Origin of the sequence: Amycolatopsis sp. NPDC051102, assembly GCF_040682815.1 — a bacterium.
Classification (GTDB): Bacteria; Actinomycetota; Actinomycetes; order Mycobacteriales; family Pseudonocardiaceae; genus Amycolatopsis.
Genome location: NZ_JBFBBT010000015.1, coordinates 1 through 16,852 on the forward strand (window position 1 = coordinate 1; position 16,852 = coordinate 16,852).

General features: G+C 71.6%; 15 protein-coding genes. 8 read left to right on the forward strand and 7 right to left on the reverse strand.

Annotated elements, in window-relative coordinates:
- Positions 1 to 90: 90 nt before the first annotated feature.
- Positions 91 to 1,248: an acyl-CoA dehydrogenase family protein gene (locus tag AB0M93_RS32450; RefSeq protein ID WP_364280477.1), complete on the reverse strand. Its 1,158-nt coding sequence runs from the start codon at positions 1,246 to 1,248 to the stop codon at positions 91 to 93.
- A gap of 106 nt (positions 1,249 to 1,354) precedes the next feature.
- Between AB0M93_RS32450 and AB0M93_RS32455 the strand changes: the two genes are divergently transcribed.
- Complete coding sequence (locus AB0M93_RS32455) at positions 1,355 to 3,028, forward strand: AMP-binding protein (RefSeq protein ID WP_364280480.1); 1,674 nt, start codon at positions 1,355 to 1,357, stop codon at positions 3,026 to 3,028.
- Between the two features lie 42 nt (positions 3,029 to 3,070).
- Here the strand turns inward: AB0M93_RS32455 and purE are convergent, their stop codons facing one another.
- From purE to AB0M93_RS32480, 5 genes are all read right to left on the reverse strand, one after another.
- A complete protein-coding gene (purE, locus tag AB0M93_RS32460; RefSeq protein ID WP_364280483.1) occupies positions 3,071 to 3,568 on the reverse strand; it encodes a 5-(carboxyamino)imidazole ribonucleotide mutase in 498 nt (165 codons plus the stop codon).
- A gap of 14 nt (positions 3,569 to 3,582) precedes the next feature.
- Positions 3,583 to 4,767: a 5-(carboxyamino)imidazole ribonucleotide synthase gene (locus AB0M93_RS32465; RefSeq protein ID WP_364280486.1), complete on the reverse strand. Its 1,185-nt coding sequence runs from the start codon at positions 4,765 to 4,767 to the stop codon at positions 3,583 to 3,585.
- 13 nt (positions 4,768 to 4,780) lie between these two features.
- Complete coding sequence (locus tag AB0M93_RS32470; protein WP_364280488.1) at positions 4,781 to 5,989, reverse strand: glycosyltransferase 87 family protein; 1,209 nt, start codon at positions 5,987 to 5,989, stop codon at positions 4,781 to 4,783.
- Positions 5,964 to 7,307 (reverse strand): glycosyltransferase 87 family protein, encoded by a 1,344-nt coding sequence (locus AB0M93_RS32475; protein ID WP_364280491.1) that lies wholly within the window; start codon positions 7,305 to 7,307, stop codon positions 5,964 to 5,966. Before AB0M93_RS32475 ends, AB0M93_RS32470 begins: the two co-directional genes overlap by 26 nt.
- A gap of 71 nt (positions 7,308 to 7,378) precedes the next feature.
- On the reverse strand, positions 7,379 to 8,224 hold the full coding sequence (locus AB0M93_RS32480) for a GGDEF domain-containing protein (protein ID WP_364280494.1): 846 nt from the start codon (positions 8,222 to 8,224) through the stop codon (positions 7,379 to 7,381).
- A gap of 270 nt (positions 8,225 to 8,494) precedes the next feature.
- On the opposite strand from AB0M93_RS32480, the gene AB0M93_RS32485 reads away from it, so the two are divergent.
- The 7 genes from AB0M93_RS32485 to AB0M93_RS32515 all read left to right on the forward strand — a co-directional run bounded on the left by AB0M93_RS32485 (position 8,495) and on the right by AB0M93_RS32515 (position 15,570).
- On the forward strand, positions 8,495 to 10,714 hold the full coding sequence (locus AB0M93_RS32485) for a sigma-70 family RNA polymerase sigma factor (RefSeq protein WP_364280497.1): 2,220 nt from the start codon (positions 8,495 to 8,497) through the stop codon (positions 10,712 to 10,714).
- 19 nt (positions 10,715 to 10,733) lie between these two features.
- Positions 10,734 to 11,261: a GtrA family protein gene (locus tag AB0M93_RS32490; protein ID WP_364281039.1), complete on the forward strand. Its 528-nt coding sequence runs from the start codon at positions 10,734 to 10,736 to the stop codon at positions 11,259 to 11,261.
- A gap of 10 nt (positions 11,262 to 11,271) precedes the next feature.
- Entirely contained in the window at positions 11,272 to 11,799 is a 528-nt protein-coding gene (locus AB0M93_RS32495; RefSeq protein WP_364280500.1) for a GtrA family protein, read from the forward strand.
- A gap of 229 nt (positions 11,800 to 12,028) precedes the next feature.
- Complete coding sequence (locus AB0M93_RS32500; protein ID WP_364280503.1) at positions 12,029 to 13,318, forward strand: MFS transporter; 1,290 nt, start codon at positions 12,029 to 12,031, stop codon at positions 13,316 to 13,318.
- 10 nt (positions 13,319 to 13,328) lie between these two features.
- Complete coding sequence (locus AB0M93_RS32505; RefSeq protein WP_364280505.1) at positions 13,329 to 14,177, forward strand: NAD(P)H-binding protein; 849 nt, start codon at positions 13,329 to 13,331, stop codon at positions 14,175 to 14,177.
- A 20-nt stretch (positions 14,178 to 14,197) separates the two neighbouring features.
- A complete protein-coding gene (locus tag AB0M93_RS32510) occupies positions 14,198 to 14,842 on the forward strand; it encodes a response regulator transcription factor (RefSeq protein ID WP_364280508.1) in 645 nt (214 codons plus the stop codon).
- A 95-nt stretch (positions 14,843 to 14,937) separates the two neighbouring features.
- The gene (locus AB0M93_RS32515) at positions 14,938 to 15,570 is read left to right on the forward strand and encodes a response regulator transcription factor (protein ID WP_364280511.1); all 633 of its coding nucleotides are present in this window, start codon (positions 14,938 to 14,940) and stop codon (positions 15,568 to 15,570) included.
- Here AB0M93_RS32515 and AB0M93_RS32520 read toward each other — a convergent pair.
- On the reverse strand, positions 15,567 to 16,850 hold the full coding sequence (locus AB0M93_RS32520; protein WP_364280514.1) for an ATP-binding protein: 1,284 nt from the start codon (positions 16,848 to 16,850) through the stop codon (positions 15,567 to 15,569). The two genes, AB0M93_RS32515 and AB0M93_RS32520, sit on opposite strands and share 4 nt — an antisense overlap.
- Between the last annotated feature and the right edge of the window lie 2 nt (positions 16,851 to 16,852).

The window sequence follows — 16,852 nt, forward strand, 5'->3', positions numbered from 1 at the left end:
GGCACCGGGTCAAGGCACGCTTTCCCGCCTTGACGCGGTGCCGCCGGCCGTAGTCACAATAAAAAATCGGGGTGGCGGCCCCCAAAAAAATCAGCCCTTCAACAGAGCCCGAGCCATAACAACCTTCTGAATCTGGTTGGTACCCTCATAAATCTGAGTGATCTTGGCATCCCGCATCATCCGCTCAACGGGGAAGTCCCGGGTATACCCAGCCCCACCGAACAGCTGAACAGCATCAGTAGTAACTTCCATCGCAATATCGGACGCGTAAGCCTTGGCAGCAGAAGCCATGAACCCGGCCCGCTTGTCCCCCCGCTCGGAAGCAGCGGCAGAGGCGTACACGAGATGCCGAGCTGCCTCGATCTTCGTCCCCATGTCAGCCAGCATGAACTGAACACCCTGGAACTCGGAGATCGACTTACCGAACTGCTTGCGATCCTTCACATAAGCAATAGCAGCATCCAAGGCCCCCTGAGCAATCCCCAGAGCCTGCGCCCCGATGGTGGGCCGGGTGTGATCCAACGTCCGCAGCGCGGTCTTCAGCCCAGTCCCGGGCTCACCGATGATCCGATCCTCGGGAATGGTGCAGTTCTCGAAGTAGATCTCCCGAGTAGGAGACCCCTTGATCCCGAGCTTCTTCTCCTTGGGCCCCACCGAGAACCCGGGGTCATCCTTGTGCACGACGAAAGCCGAGATCCCATTGGCCTTCTTCTCGGCCTCAGGGTCAGTAACAGCCATAACCGTGTACCACGAAGACTCACCGGCATTGGTGATCCAGCACTTGGTCCCGTTGAGCACCCAGTGGTCACCGTCCAGCCGAGCCCGAGTCCGCATGGAAGCGGTGTCCGACCCGGCCTCACGCTCCGAAAGCGCATAAGACGCCGACGCCTCACCGGAAGCGATCGAAGGCAGCACGAGCTTCTTCACACTCTCCGAACCGGACAGGATGATCGGCTGCGTCCCCAGCTTGTTCACCGCGGGGATCAGCGAAGCCGAAGCATCGACCCGGGCCACCTCTTCGATCACGATGCAGGCACCGACGGCGTCCGCGCCCTGCCCGTCGTACTCCTCACCGATGTGCACGGCGTTGAAGCCCGACTTGACCAGCGCGTTGTACGCCTCGATCGGGTACCGCTCGTTCTCGTCGACCTCCGCCGCGTACGGCGCGATCTCCTTCTCGGCCAGGGCCCGGACCGCGGCCCGCAGCTCCTCGTGCTCCTCGGCAAGCTGGTACAGGCCGTCGGTCACTTCCGGTCACCTTCTCTGCAACGTCGGGAGGGGTTCCGTCGATGTTAGCGCTCGTTCACCTGGGTCGTCCTTGTGGCGTTGACCGCAGAATTCGTATGGTCGAGTGATGCCGATCACCGCGCCGACGACGCCGCCCGGTCTGCCCGCCTCCCTCGAGTACCCCGAAGTCCCCGTCGGTTCGATCCTGGCGGCGGGTGCCGCGCGCTGGGGCGACCGGACCGCCTTCGCCCACGACGGCCGCAGCCTCACCTTCGCCGAGACCTACCGCGCCGCCTGCCGGTTCGCCAACGCGCTGCGCGAACGCGGCATCGGCCGCGGCGACGTCGTGGCCCTGCACCTGCCGAACTGCCTGGCGTTCCCGGTCGCCTACTACGGCACGCTGCTGGCCGGCGCCACCTTCAGCCCGGCGAACCCGCTGCTCCCGCCCGACGACCTCGCCTTCCAGCTCACCGACTGCGAGGCCGCGGCGGTGGTCACGTTCGGCCCGGTCGCGGGCGCGCTGGCGAGCGTCGCCGGCCGCATCCCGGCCCGGTTCACCGTCGTGGTGAGCCCCACCGGCGACCTGCCCAAGGGCGCCGTCGAGTTCGAGACGTTCGGCGCGGACCAGCCGGAGACGCGGCCGCCGGTCGAGTTCGCGCTGGCCGAAGACCTCGCCCACCTCGCCTACACCGGCGGCACCACCGGCCGGTCGAAGGGCGTGCGGCTGTCGCACCGCAACGTCGTGGTCAACACCCTCCAGCACGCGTGCTGGGGCTCCGGCTCGGTCCCGGCGCTCGACGCGCACGGCGACGTCACCCTCGACCAGGTCGGCAGCGAGGACGAGTGGCCGACCCGGCTGGGCACCGGCGTCGCGATCAACCTGACGCCGTGGTTCCACGCGATGGGCATCATCGGCGGCCTGAACGCGGCGGTGATCGCGGGCACGACGATCGTGCTCCATTCGCGGTTCGACCCGGCGGCGTACGTCGCCGACGCCGAGCGCCTGCGCATCACCGGCATCGGCGGCGCCCCGGCGCTGTTCGCCGCCCTCCTCGCCACGCCGGCGTTCCACACGGCCGACCTGTCGTCGGTCCGCTCGATCGGTTCGGGAGCGGCGCCGATGAACCACGCGATGATCAACGCGTTGCGCGCGCGCTTCCCGGACGTGGTCGTCAGCGAGGGCTACGGCCTCACCGAGGCGACGATGGGCGCGGTGATCTCGCCGACGTACCGCTCGGGCACCCGCAAGGTCGGTTCGGTGGGCGTCCCGATCTTCGACACGCAGGTCAAGATCGTCCCGTCCGAGGGCGGCGAGGACCCGCTCCCCGCGGGCGAGAAGGGCGAGGTCTGCCTGCGCGGCCCCCAGATCATGCTCGGCTACCGCAACCGCCCGGACGAGACGGCGGCGGCCCTGGTCGACGGCTGGCTCCACACGGGCGACATCGGCATCCTCGACGCGGACGGCTACCTGTCCATAGTGGACCGCAAGAAGGACATGCTGCTGTACAAGGGCTACAACGTGTTCCCCCGCGAGCTGGAGGAGCTCCTGATCACGATGCCGGGCGTCGCGGCGGCCGCAGTGGTCGGCCGCCCGGACACCGAGGTCGGCGAGCTGCCGGTGGCGTTCGTGGTCCCGCGCGGCTCGCTGGACGCGGACGAGCTGATGGCCGCGGTGAACGAGAAGGTGCTGCCGTACAAGCGGTTGCGAGAGGTGCACGTGGTCGAGCAGATCCCGGTGTCCGCCGCGGGAAAGGTGCTCAAGCGCCAGCTGCGGCAGCAACTGATCGGCGACCTCGATTAGCCACCGGGCCGGGCCGGCTCACCGCGGCCCGGCTTCCGGCGGCTAGTGACCGGTCTTCTCGCGCAGGGCCGCGTCCTTGTCCAGCACCAGCTTCTCCAGGTCCGCCTGGAAGCGTGCCATCTTCGCGCGCAGACTCTCGTCGGACGCCGCCAGGATGCGGACCGCCAGCAGGCCCGCGTTGCGCGCGCCGCCCACCGAAACCGTGGCCACCGGGACACCCGCCGGCATCTGGACGATCGACAGCAGGGAGTCCATGCCGTCCAGGTACTTCAGCGGGACCGGGACGCCGATCACCGGGAGCACCGTGGCCGACGCGACCATGCCCGGCAGGTGGGCCGCGCCGCCCGCGCCCGCGATGATCACCTTCAGCCCCCGGGAGGCCGCCGAGGTCGCGTAGTCCAGCATGCGCTGCGGGGTGCGGTGCGCCGAGTACACGCCGACCTCGTACTCGACGCCGAACTCGTCCAGCGCCGCGCCGGCCGCCTCCAGCACCGGCCAGTCCGAGTCGCTGCCCATGATCACGCCCACCTGCGGCGCCATACCCGTCACTCCCGTCAGTGGATCTCGTAGCCGTCGAGCCAGACGGCGTGGGACAGCCAGTGCGCCGACAGCAGCGCGCGGTTGCGCAGGTCCTCCATGCGCTCGCCGGTGAAGTTGACGTGGCCGAGCTTGCGGCCCGGCCGCTCCTGCTTGCCGTAGAGGTGCACCCGGGCCTCCGGGTACCGCGCGAACAGGTGGTGCAGCCGCTCGTCCGGGCCCATTTCCGGCAGCTCGGACGCGCCCAGCACGTTCGCCATCACGCACGCCGGCGCCACCAGGTCCGTCCGGCCCAGCGGGTAGTCGAGCACCGCCCGCAGGTGCTGCTCGAACTGCGACGTGCGCGCGCCGTCCATCGTCCAGTGGCCGGAGTTGTGCGGACGCATCGCCAGCTCGTTCACCAGCAGCCCGGTGTCGGTCTCGAACAGCTCGACCGCCAGCAGCCCGGTGACGTCCAGCGTCGACGCGACCCGCAACGCCAGGTCCTGCGCCTCGTGCACGCGCGAGTCGTCGAGCCCGGGCGCCGGGGCCAGGACCTCGGTGTTGATGCCGCCGGTCTGCACCGTCTCGACCACCGGGTACGCCGCACCCTGGCCGAAGGGCGAGCGGGCGACGAGCGCGGCCAGCTCCCGGCGCATCGCCACCTTCTCCTCGACCAGCAGCGCCGTGCCCGCCTCGAGGAGTTCCGGCACGGTCTCGCGCGCGTGCTGGGCGGTGTCCAGCATCCAGACACCGCGGCCGTCGTAGCCGCCGGTCGACGCCTTGAGCACCACCGGCCAGCCGTGCTCGCCGCCGAACGCCAGCACGTCGTCCACTGTGGACACCTCGGCGAAGGCAGGCCCCGGCACACCCAGGCCGGCCATCATCTCGCGCATCACCAGCTTGTTCTGCGCGAACCCGAGAGCGGACGGCGCGGGCCGGATGACGAAGCCCTCCATGGCCAGCGTCAGCAGGTGCTCGCCGGGCACGTGCTCGTGGTCGAACGTGAGCACGTCGACCGAGGAAGCGAACTTCCGCAGCGCGTCGAGATCGGTGTGGTGCCCGAGCGTGACGTCGCCGGCGACGAGCCCGGCGGCCTCGTTCTCGCTCGCGGCGAGCACGCGCAGGGACTGGCCGAGGGAGATCGCCGCCTGGTGGGTCATCCGGGCCAGCTGACCGCCGCCCACCATGCCCACGACGGGCAGACCGGTGTGTTTGTCCATAGCGCCAGTCAGCCTAAACGGTCACGACCTGGGTTGACCGCCGGACCAGGCGAAGCTCACGCGCCGCGAGCCCGAGGATCCCGCCCGCCGCCGCGAGCACGTAGACGTTGCCGAGGACCGACCACCCCAGGCCCCAGCCGAACTCGACGTCGCCGCCGTTGGGTACCAGCATCACGATCTGCGAGCCGAACAGCACCGCGACCGCCACCGCGGCCCACCAGCGCGCCTTCACCAGCAACAGCGTGATCAAGGGCACGCACCAGACCCAGTGGTGCGACCACGACACCGGCGACAGCAGCAGCCCGTAGAACGCCGTCACCAGCAACGCGCCCGCCTCCTCGCCCCGCCGGTGCAGCCGCACGACCAGCCACACCGCGGGCACGGCCAGCACCGCCGCCACCCCGACCGCCGCCGCCAGCGACCAGGGGGCCAGCTCCGATGCCCGGTTGAAGAGCCCGTTGAGCGACTGGTTGAAGATCCAGTGCACCGACCCGACCCGGCTCGGGTCGGTCGCCGAATCCCGCCAGAAGCGCGCCGCGTCGACCGGGATGACCGCGAACATCACCGCTTCGAGCGCCACGAACGTGCCCAGTGCCCGCAGTCCGTCCTTCCACCGGCCCGTGAAGAACAGGTGCGGCACGAAGATCAGCGGGGTCAGCTTGATCGCCGCCGCCACGCCGATCAGCACGCCAGCCCAGCGCGACCCGCGTACGGAGAGCACCAGGACGTCCAGCACCACGAACGCCATCAGTATCAAGTTGATCTGGCCCAGGAACAGCGTCTTCCACACCGGTTCCAGTGCCAGCGCGATGACCGTTCCCGCCGGCAGCGCCCACCGGCTTCTTCCCAGAAGCGACGGGCCCCGCGGCGGCGACGAAACCACCGTGATGACGACCATAAGGGCGACCACCGACAAAACCGCGATCACGCCCCAGACCAGCCCGGACGGCACCAGTGCGAGCGGCAGGAACAGCGGCGCGGCGGCCGGCGTGTAGGTGAACGGCAGCCGCACCCAGTCCGGCAGCGCGGTCAGCACGTCCCGCGTGTAGAGCGGGTCGCCGTGCACCAGCGTCAACGCCCCCGCGCGGTAGACGGCGCTGTCCGCGCCCAGGTGCCAGCCCGCCAGCCAGGCGACCACGCCGAAGGCCAGCACCAGCAGCGCGATCCCACCGGCGGCGTAGCGGCCGGCGCGCGCCTCAGACCCCGGCGGAGACGTCGACATCCGAGGCCGCCTTCTTCCGCGCCCGCCGCTGCAGGCCCCAGCGCAGGGCCAGCGCCGCGGCCAGCACGACCGGCATCAGGATGTAGGCGTCCCCCAGCACGTTCTGCCACACCTTCCAGTGCAGCTCGACGTTGCGGCCGTTCGGCAGGATCAGCAGCACGCAGCTGACGAACACGAACGCCACCAGGCCGGTCCCGACCCAGCGCCGCCACGCCGTCTTCGGGGTGGTCTTCGGCAGCCGCGAAACCAGCAGCACGATCAGCGGGATCACCCACACCCAGTGGTGGGTCCACGAGATCGGCGAAATCAGCAGCGTCCAGAACGCGGTGACGAGCAGCGCGGCCAGCGCCTGGCCCTTGCGGTGGAAGCGCATCAGCAGCCACAGCGCCGGGATCGCCAGCAGGAAACCGATGCCCATCGCCGCCTTCGACGCCCACGGCGCGAGGTCGGTGGCCCGGTTCATCAGCGCGTTCAGCGACTGGTTGCCCGCCCAGTGCACCGGCCCGATCCGGCCGGTGTCCGGCAGCGTGACCGTCCAGTACTTCGCCGCGTCGTGCGCGTTGATCAGGAACATCAGGCCCTGGAGCAGCACGAACGTGGCGAGCCCGCGCAGCGCGTCCTTGCGGCGGCCGGTGATGAACAGGTGCCCGAGGAACACCAGCGGCGTCAGCTTGATCGCCGCCGCGACCCCGACCAGCACGCCGCCCCAGCGGCTCCCCCGGGTGCCGATGACCAGCATGTCCAGCAGGATCATGGCCATCAGGATCAGGTTGATCTGGCCGAGGAAGATCGTCCGCCACACCGGCTCGAGGGCGAGGAAGACCAGGAAGAACACGATGGTCGAGCGGGCGGGCGAGGCCCACCAGCGCGGCCCGTCGGCGGCCGGGCGCGGCAGCGCGCCGATCGCGATCCGGATCGACAGCGCCATCGCCCCCAGCGAGACGGCCGTGATCAGGCCCCAGGAGATCTGCGTCGGGAACGCCGCGAGCGGGACGAAGATCAGCGCGGCCGTTGGCGGGTAGGTGAACGGCAGCAGCGCCCACCACGGTTCGTTGGGCAGCGTGTTGGCGTCGTAGAGCGAGTCGCCGTGCAGCAGGGTCAGCGCGCCGGCGCGGTAGACCGCGCTGTCGACGCCGAGCACCCAGTCGTGCTGCCAGCCGTAGATGCCGTACCCGATCGCGACCAGCGGGATCACCGACAGGATCAAGATCGACCGCGGGCGGACGGAGAGGCGGGCGAGTGACTTCCGCAGGGCCAGCCGGTGCTGGGATCTGGCCGCGACTTCGCCGTCGACGTCGGTGGATACGGTCCGGGTCACCGCACCAGGAAATCATGAGCGGCCCGGTCCAGGTCAGAAGGGTCCGGACGAAACCGGACTTTTCCGGTGTTCTACGCGCGCGCCAGGTGGGCCAGCAGGTCGCAGGCGAGCTCGTGGGTGGCCGGCAGCCGCACCGCCGAGACGCGCGGCCGCCCGACGTCCGCCAGCTGCGCGTCGACCGACAGCCGCTCGTGCAACGCTCTTCGCAGCGCGACGCCGTGCGAAGCGAGCCGCTCGTCCTTCGGGACCAGGGCCGCGACGACGGAGGGGCCCAGCGAGGCGACGCTCTGCCCGCTGTCGAACACCGATCTCAGCGCGTCCGCGACCAGGATCATCCCGGTCAGCCGCGCGAACCCGGCGACCTCGGCGAGGTCGAGCGAGACGACCAGCAGCACGTGGTCGTCGGCGGCGGGCCGCTCGCACGCCGCGGCGGCGCGGTAGACCTCCTCGAGCCGGGTGCGCAGGTAGGCGGCGGACGGCAGGCCGGTCAGCGGGTCGGTGACCTCGGTGTGCACGAGCTGGTCGGTGGCGACGTCCGCCCAGGCCAGCGCGGTGGTCCGGAGCAGCCGGGCGGGCGCGGCGTCGACGTCGGGCGCGACGAACCCGTCGCCGTCGTGGCCGAAGACCGCGTGCAGCGCGGCCAGGTCGGCGAGGGTCTCCGCGAGCCCCGCGCCGGCCGCCGCGCGGGCCCTGGCCAGCCCGGCCAGCGCCGTTTCGGCGGCTTCGACGCGGCCCTTCGCCATCACGGCCGCGCAGACGGCGTCGACCTCGGGCAGCGCCCAGTCGCTGGGGAACCGCCAGCCGGCGGCCAGGCTGGCCGTGCGCCAGCGCGCCCGCAACGCGCGCAGGGAAGCGTCGCGGTCGGCCTTGGCGGGCGGGGTGTCACCGGCGCCGGAGCGCGTAGCCGGAACATCCACTGGCCAGCCGCCCCTTTCGTCCGGTTCGCAACGATCTTGCTCGCTGCTTCACGGTGAGGACGTCCCCTGACGGACACCGTGACGCGTACTGACCAGTTTTTGTCTCGGACCTTTTCCGCCAAGCGGACCGGGGGTGGGTGATTTTGCTCCGCCGTCGGAGTCAACACCCCGACCACGGCGTGACCGGCCGGGGTGGGTCAGTCACACTTGTCTCGCGTCCCGGATCCGCCTGTAATGGCAGGTCCTGGCTCTAGCCGACCGAGGAGTGCCGTGTCCACCGTTCCCGCCGATCTCAGCGGAAAGAGTGACGCCGAGCTGATTGCGGAAGTCCGTTCCGGGGAGATCGCGTCGTACGGAACGCTCTACGAACGGCACACCGGCGCGGCCCACAATCTGGCCCGCCAGCTGGCCCGCTCGAGTTCCGAAGCCGACGACCTCGTGTCCGAGGCGTTCGCCAAGGTGCTCGACACTCTGCGTGGCGGCAAGGGCCCGGACACCGCCTTCCGGGCGTACCTGCTGACCGCCCTCCGTCACACTGCGTACGACCGCACCCGCAAGGAACGCCGGGTCGACCTCAACGAGGACATGACCGAAGTCGGTGGCGCGGCCGCCGAGGCGCTGAGCGTCCCGTTCTCCGACACCGCGGTCGCCGGGCTCGAGCGGACGATGGCCGCGAAGGCGTTCGCGCGGCTGCCCGAACGCTGGCAGGCGGTGCTCTGGCACACCGAGATCGAGCAGCAGAGCCCGGCCGAGGTCGCGCCGCTGCTGGGGCTGACCGCGAACGGCGTCTCGGCGCTGGCCTACCGCGCCCGCGAAGGGCTCCGCCAGGCGTACCTGCAGGTCCACCTGCAGGAGAACGCCGAGGAACGCTGCCGCGCGTGCGCCGAGCGGCTCGGCGCGTGGACCCGCGACGGCCTGTCCAAGCGCGAACGCGCCCAGGTCGAAAGCCACCTCGACGAGTGCGAGAACTGCCGGGCACTGGCCGCGGAGCTCGCCGACGTCAACGGCGGCCTGCGCGCGATCATCGCCCCGATCGTCCTGGGCGGCGCCGCCCTCGGCTACCTCGCCACCATCGGCGCCGCGAAGGCGAGCGCGGCCACGGCGGCGGCCGCGGGCGCGGCGGCCGCCGGTGCCGCGGCGGCCGGCGGCAAGGCCGGTGCGGCCGCGGGCGCCGCTGCCGCGGGCCCTCGCCAGTTCGCCGGGGTCGCCGCCTCGGGCGCCGCGGTCATCGCGGCCGTCGTCATCGCGCTCGCCGCGGGCGGCGGGACCCAGGAGATCCCGGTCGCCGCGCAGGTGCCGCCGCCGTCGGCCCAGCCCGTCCAACCACCGGCCCCGAAACCGCAGCCGCCCGCACCGCCCGCGTCGCCCGCACCGCCGGCCGCGCCCGCCACGCCGTCGGTCGAGCCCGCGGCCCCGCCGGTCGCACCCCCGGCACCCCCGGCACCCCCCGCGCCGGCCCCGCCCGCCCCGCCGTCACCCGCGCCGGCCCCGCCCGCGCCGGCGCCGCCGTCGATGTCCGCGACGACCCCGCCGGACGGCGTCGAACTCAGCCCGGGCACGGCCGCGAACCTGCCGATCACCGTCCGCAACGACGGCGGCAGCCCGTCCGAGCCGGTGGCCGTCGCGCTGAAGCTGCCGCCCGGCGTGCACGCCGTCGACACGGGCGGCGGCGGCGCGTCGATGGCCCGCGCCCAGGCCGGCGGCCCGATCTCGGTGAACTGCCCCGGCGGCGAGGGCACGGTCACCTGCAAGACCGGCGCCGGCCTGCAACCCGGCCAGAGCGCGACGCTGAACTTCCGGCTGCAGGCCGACGAGGACGCCCAAGGCGGGACGGTGACCGGCTCGGTCACCGCCGGCGTGCAGATCTCCGTCGACGTGAGCGTCAAGGTCACCGTGAAGCAGCCGCCGGACGGCGTGGTCCTGGAAGCGCAGGGCGACGGGCTTTCGGCGTTCCCGTGGACTCACGACCCGCTGGTCTACGTGCGGGTCCGCAACACCGGCGAGACGACGAAGCCGGTCACGGTCACCTTCGACCACCCGCTCTGGCAGTGGTGGAGCCTGCGCGTCTTCCCGTGCGCCCCCGACGGCAACGGCGCGAGCTGCACGACGAAGAGCGCGCTGGCGCCGGGCCAGCACGTCAACCTGTGGGTGCGGCTCAAGGGCCGACCCGAGGACGGCCGGGTGACGATCACCGCCCAGCTCGGCAAGGCGTCGGCGAAGCCGGTCACCGTGGACTTCGGCTGCTACCTCCGCTGGTGCCACCACCACCCGGTGCCGCCCACGACGACCTCGACCACGCCGGCAAAACCCCCGAAGCCGACGCCGACGAAGCCGAGCCCGGCCCCGCCGGTGACGACGAAGCCCGACCCGACGACCGAGCCGAAGTCGCCGACGACCACGACGAGCGCACCGCCGCGGCCGAGCAGCAAGCCAGGCGATCGCACGCCGACCGTCAGCCCCGAGAAGGCTTTCGGGTGGCTGACCGGGTAGCGTCCGCTCGGTGCGCGAGCTGCTGAAGAAGCATCGCGAGCTCCTCCGCTTCGCCGTCGTCGGCGGGATCAGCTTCGTGATCACGATGTCCGTCAACTACGGCCTGAAGTTCACCGTGCTGCGGACCCACCCGGTGACGGCGCTGATCGTCGGCGTCCTCGTCGCGACGATCTTCTCCTACGTCGCCAACCGCGAGTGGTCGTTCCGCACCCGCGGCGGCCGGGAGCGGGCGCACGAGGCCGCGCTCTTCTTCCTGTTCAGCGGCATCGCGCTGGCCCTGAACGCGCTGCCGCAGTGGTTTTCCCGGTACGTGCTGGACCTGCAGGCGCCGCGGCTGTCCCCGTTCGGGGTCGAGGTGGCCGACTTCGTCAGCGGCATCGTCGTCGGCACGCTGCTGGGCACGCTCTTCCGCTGGTGGGCCTTCAAGAAGTGGGTGTTCCCGGACGCCGATGGCCGGCCGCGCGCGGTCCCCGCGCGGCCGCGGAGGATCCGGACATTCACGACAGCAAGGCCGCCTGAACCACAGGTCAACGCGGAGTTCTCCTAGACTGCGTGGTGTGACCGTTGTGGAAACCGTGCTCAAGCGCACGCCGGAACCACTGCGTTCGGTGCTGATCAAGCACCGGGAGCTGCTGAAGTTCGCGATCGTGGGCGGCACGACGTTCCTCGTCGACAACGGGGTCTGGTACACCCTGAAGCTGACGGTGCTGGAGCCGAAACCGACGACGGCGAAGGCGATCGCGATCATCGTCGCGACCATCGTGTCCTACATCCTCAACCGCGAGTGGTCCTTCCGGACCCGCGGCGGCCGCGAGCGGCACCACGAAGCGGCGTTGTTCTTCGTCATCAGCGGCATCGCGGTCGGGGTCAACCTGATCCCGCTGATCATCTCGCGGTACGTGCTCGACCTCGAGGTCCCGCACGTGACGTTCCTGGTGCAGGAGATCGCGGACTTCGCCAGCGGCTCGATCATCGGCATGCTGCTGGCCATGTTCTTCCGCTTCTGGGGCTTCAAGAAGTGGGTGTTCCCGGACGAGCTGGGCGAGCGGCGCCGGGACGGCGACTCCGTCAGCCGCCTGCGCTGAGCGGAAAGTAATTGTCTTCGGACATGTAGTTGTCTACAGTCATCCTCGTCAGTGTTCCTTCGTGAGGACGCCGTCCGGGTTCGGCCGGGCGAGCGGGACGATTCGAGGTGGTTTCCGAGCGCGAAGAGGTCGCATCCGTCCGCGGATGACGATGGAGCCTTTTCCCGACTCGACGGGACGTGCCTGAAGCACGTCCGCCTCATCCGTCCCTTCTCCACGAGGACAATCCTTGACCACAATCGCGCCTTCGCGCGCCCGAAAAACGGCCCTCGGTGGCCTGTTTCTGTCCGTTTTCCTCGCGATGCTCGACGCCCAGGTCGTCGCCACCGCGCTCCCCCGGATCGCCGGGGAGTTCGGCGGGACCGGGGCCTACGCCTGGGTCACCACCGCCTACCTGCTCGCCGGCAGCGTCACCGCGCCGCTGTACGGCAAGCTCGGTGACGTCTTCGGGCGCAAACGCGTGCTTCTGGGCGCCCTCGCGCTCTTCCTGCTCGGTTCGCTCGGCTGCGGGCTCGCGCCGTCGGTCACGACGCTGATCGCCGGCCGGGTCCTGCAGGGCGCCGGCTCCGGCGGCCTCTTCGTCTCCGTCGGCGCTTCGCTCGGCGAGATGTTCACGCCTCGCAAAGGCGCGAAGTACTTCGGGTGGTTCTCGATCTGCTTCGCCGTCGCTTCGCTCGCCGGTCCGGTCGTCGGCGGCCTCCTGACCGGGGTGGCCGGCTGGCGGTCGATCTTCCTGGTCAACCTCCCGCTCGGGCTCGTCGCCCTGGCCTGTCTCCGGTCGCTCGACCTGCCGAGACGGCGGAGGGAAGCGCCGTTCGACTTCGCCGGGGTGGTCCTGCTCGGCGCTGCGATCACCGGGTTCACCCTGCTGACGCCGTGGTCGGTCGCCCTCGGTGCCGGTTCGGCTCTCGCGTTCGTCGTCATCGAACGCAAAGCCGAAGCACCCGTGCTGCCGCTGCGGCTCTTCCGCGACCGCACGTTCAGCGTGTCGGCCGTGCTCAGCGTGCTGGCCGGGTTCGCGTTCCTCGGCTCGGTCAACTACGTCGCGGTCCTGCTGCAGGCCGACGCCGGCCCGGCGGAAGGCGGGCTGCGGCTGGTGCCGATGACGCTCGCCGTGGCGGCCGCCTCCCTCGTCGCGAGCAAGATCATCGCCCGCACCGGCGCCTACCGGTGGGCACCGCGGCTGAGCATGGCGCTCGGCCTGCTCGCGGTGCTCGGCCTGCTCACCCTGCACGGCCTCCCCGCCGTCCTCGGCTGCCTGGTCGTGTTCGGCCTCGCGGCCGGGCTGAACCTGCAGGTCCTGGCCATGGCCACGCAGAACACCGCACCCCCGGCGGACCGCGGCGCGGTCGCCGCCGGCGTCAACCTCGCCCGCGCGCTCGGGTCGGCGCTCGGCCCGGTCGCGCTCGGCTTCGCCTACACCGCCGGCACCCACGGCGTGTTCCTCGCGCTGCTGCCCGTGCTCGCCCTCGGGCTCGCCGCGGCGTTCGCGCTCCCCCACGTTCCGCTTTCCCGATAGGAGAATTCCCGTGATCTTCGTCCTCGGCGCCACCGGCAAGGTCGGCCGCCACCTCGTTCCCGCCCTGCTCGACACGGGCGCCACCGTCCGCGCGCTGACCCGCGACCCGGCGAAGGCCCGGCTCGACCCGCGCGCCGACGTCGTCCGGGGCGACCTCGACACGGCGGACCTGCCCGCGCTGCTCGACGGCGCGGACCGCGTGTTCGTGCTGACCCAGGGCCACAGCGCCGACCGCGAGGCAGCGGTCGCCCAGGCCGCCGCGCAGGCCGGCGTGACCCACCTCGTCAAGCTGTCCACCACGGGTGTCCACTTCGGACAGAACGATCCGATCACCCGCGCCCACGCCGAAGCCGAGCAGGCGATCCGCGAAGCGGGTCCCGAGTGGACGATCCTGCGGCCCGGCGCCTTCATGGACAACCGGTTCGCGTGGCTGGGCTCGATCCGCAGCGAGAACGCCGTGTACGTGCCCGAAGGCGACCCGGCCTCCGCGCTGGTGCACGTCCGCGACATCGCCGCGGTCGCGGCGCTCGCCCTCACCACGTCCGGCCACGAAGGGGCGACCTACGAACTCACCGGCGGCGAAGCCCTCACCACCGAAGCGCAGGTCGCGATCCTGGCCGACGCGATCGGCCGTCCTCTGAAGTACGTCGAGGAGCCGGAAAGCGCGGCCCGCGAGCGGATGGTGCAGCGGTTCGGCTGGCCCGCCGAAGCCGTCGACGGCTTCTTCGCGCTCAAACGCGAGTCGGCCGCGCACGAACACGTCGTCTTCGACACCGTCGAACGGCTGCTCGGGCGGCCGCCGCTCACTTTCGCAGCCTGGGCACGAGAGAACGCGTCCGCGTACCATCACCAAGAGTGACGAAGCGGAGGTGAGGGCGGATGGGTGACCTGCGCGTCCTCGTCGTGGACGACCATCCCCTGTTCCGGATCGGCGTGAGCACGCTGCTCGCCGCCGAACCCGGGATCGAGGTCGTCGGCGAGGCCGCCGGCGGAGCCGACGCGGTCACCTCCGCCGCCGCCCTGCACCCCGACGTCGTGGTGATGGACCTGCACCTGCCCGACCTGTCCGGGATCCAGGCGACGCGGCACATCGTGGCCGCGAACCCGGACACCGGCGTGCTGATGCTGACGATGGCCGACGAAAGCGAGTCGGTCTTCGCGGCGATGCGCGCCGGTGCCCGGGGCTACCTGCTCAAGGACGCCGAGCCGGACGAGATCATCCGCGCCGTGCAGGCCGTCGCCCGGCGGGAAGCCATCTTCGGCCCCGACATCGCGAACCGCGTGCTCGCCTTCTTCACCCAGCCGCCGGCCGCCGACCCGGTGTTCCCCGAGCTGACCGGGCGCGAGCGCGAGGTGCTCGCGCTGATCGCGGCCGGGCACAGCAACGCCACCATCGCCGGCACGCTGCGCCTGAGTCCCAAGACCGTGCGCAACCACATCTCGAACGTCTTCGCCAAGCTGCACGTCGCCGACCGGGCCGAGGCCATCGTCCGGGCGCGGGACGCCGGCCTCGGCCGTTCCTGACGCCCGGGCACATCGGGACGCCGGTCCCATGCGCCCGGGACACGGGAGCGGGCAAGCTGGGCAGCTTGCACCGTTTCGAGGGGAAATGGGGAACGATGTTCGAAACCGACCGGACTCCGGTGGTCGTCCGCGCCACCGATCCGATCCTGCACAACGGCGTCTGCATGACACTGCGTTCGCGCGACGACGTCCGGGTGGTGGACGGGGACCCGGCCGACCCGGCCCTGGTCGCACTGCTGGTCGCCGACCGGCTCGACGAACCGATGACCAAGCTGCTGTCCGCGCTGCACCACCAGGGCTTCACCCGGATCGTGCTGGTCGCGGGCGAGGTCGACGACAACGAGATTCTGGGCGCCGTCGAGCACGGCGTCTGCGCGGTCGCCCGCCGCGCCGACGCCGGGCCCGAAGTGCTCGTCCGGCTGATCAAGGCGGCCGCGGCCGGGGAGGGCGCGCTGCCGCCCGACCTGCTCGGCCGGCTGCTCAGCCGGGTTTCGCGGCTGCAGCGCCAGGTGCTCCAGCCGCGCGGCCTGCGGCTGGGCGGCATGAGCGACCGCGAGACCGAGGTGCTCAAGCTCGTCGCGGCGGGCTACTCGACGCAGGAGATCGCCGACGAGCTGTGCTACTCGCAGCGCACGGTGAAGAGCATCCTCCACGACGTGACCAACCGGTTCCAGCTGCGCAACCGGTCGCACGCGGTCGCGTACGCCCTGCGTGAGGGGTTGATCTAACGCGGGACGCGCTCGGCGGGCCAGCGCACTTCGGGGACGTCGCTGGGCCGGGGCACCTTGAGGAAAAGGCTGAACACCGCCGGACGGCGGTTCGACAGTTCGAGGCGGCCGCCGTCGGCCTCGACCAGGGCCCGGGCCAGCGCCAGCCCGACGCCCGTCGAACCGCCGCCGGAGAACCCGCGCTCGAAGATGTGCGGGGCCAGCTCGTCCGGCACGCCGGAGCCGGTGTCGCTGACCTCGATCACGACCGTGCCTTCGGCGTCGCCGCGGCGGGCGATGAGGGTGACCGTGCCCGAGCCGTGCCGCAGGGCGTTGTCCAGCAGCACCCCGATGACCTCGCGGAGCCGGCCGGGCGTGGCCCGCGCCATCAGCCCGTCGGCCACGCGGGTGCGCAGGTTGCGGCCCTCCGAGCGGAGCAGCTCGCGCCACTCCTGCGCCATTTCGGGCAGCTGCGTCGGCAGGTCCACCGGTTCGGCGCCGACCTCGCGCGCCGCGCGGGCCGCCGCCAGCAGCTCGTCGAGCGCCTCGGCGAGCCGGTCGGCCTGCTCCTGGGCGGCCTTCGACTCGTCGGCCACCTCGTCGTCCGGGTGCACGGTGAGCGGTTCCAGGCGCAGCTGCAACGCCGTCAGCCGGCTGCGCAGCTGGTGCGAGACGTCCCCGACGAGCTGGCGTTCCCGCTGCACGAGCTGGGCCAGCGCGGTGCCGGACGCGTCCAGCGCCTCGGCGACCATGTCGAGCTCGCCGACGCCGTAGCGGCTCGGGTCGGGCCGGAAGTCGCCGCCGCCGAGCCGGGCCGCGCGTTCGGCGACGTGCCGCAGCGGCTTCGCGAGCCGTCTGGCGGTCGCGATCGCGACCACCGCGCCGGTGCCCACCGACAGCAGCACCAGCAGCACGACGACCAGCGTCACCGTCGTCTGGCGCTCGTGCATCGGGCCGGCCGGGACCGCGATCTCCACCTTGCCGTCGCGGGCCAGGTCGGCCGTCTCGGTGACGGTCTCGGGGCCGGGGCTGCTGCCGTAGCGCTTCTCGGTCTGGCCGCTGGTCCGGACGGTCAGCAGCCCGTTCGCCGGGACCGCCGCGCGCACCTGGTCGAGGTCGATCTCCTGGCCGTTGGCGATCTCGGTGTCGAGGATCGCCGCCGCCGCACGGGCGTTCTCCGCGAGCGTCTCGCGGTAGCTGGACTCGATCTGCCAGCTCGCCACGATGCCGAGCGGGATGCCGAGCACCGCCGCGGTGACCGCGACGGCCAGCAGGATGGCCAGCAGGATGCGGCGGCGCACGG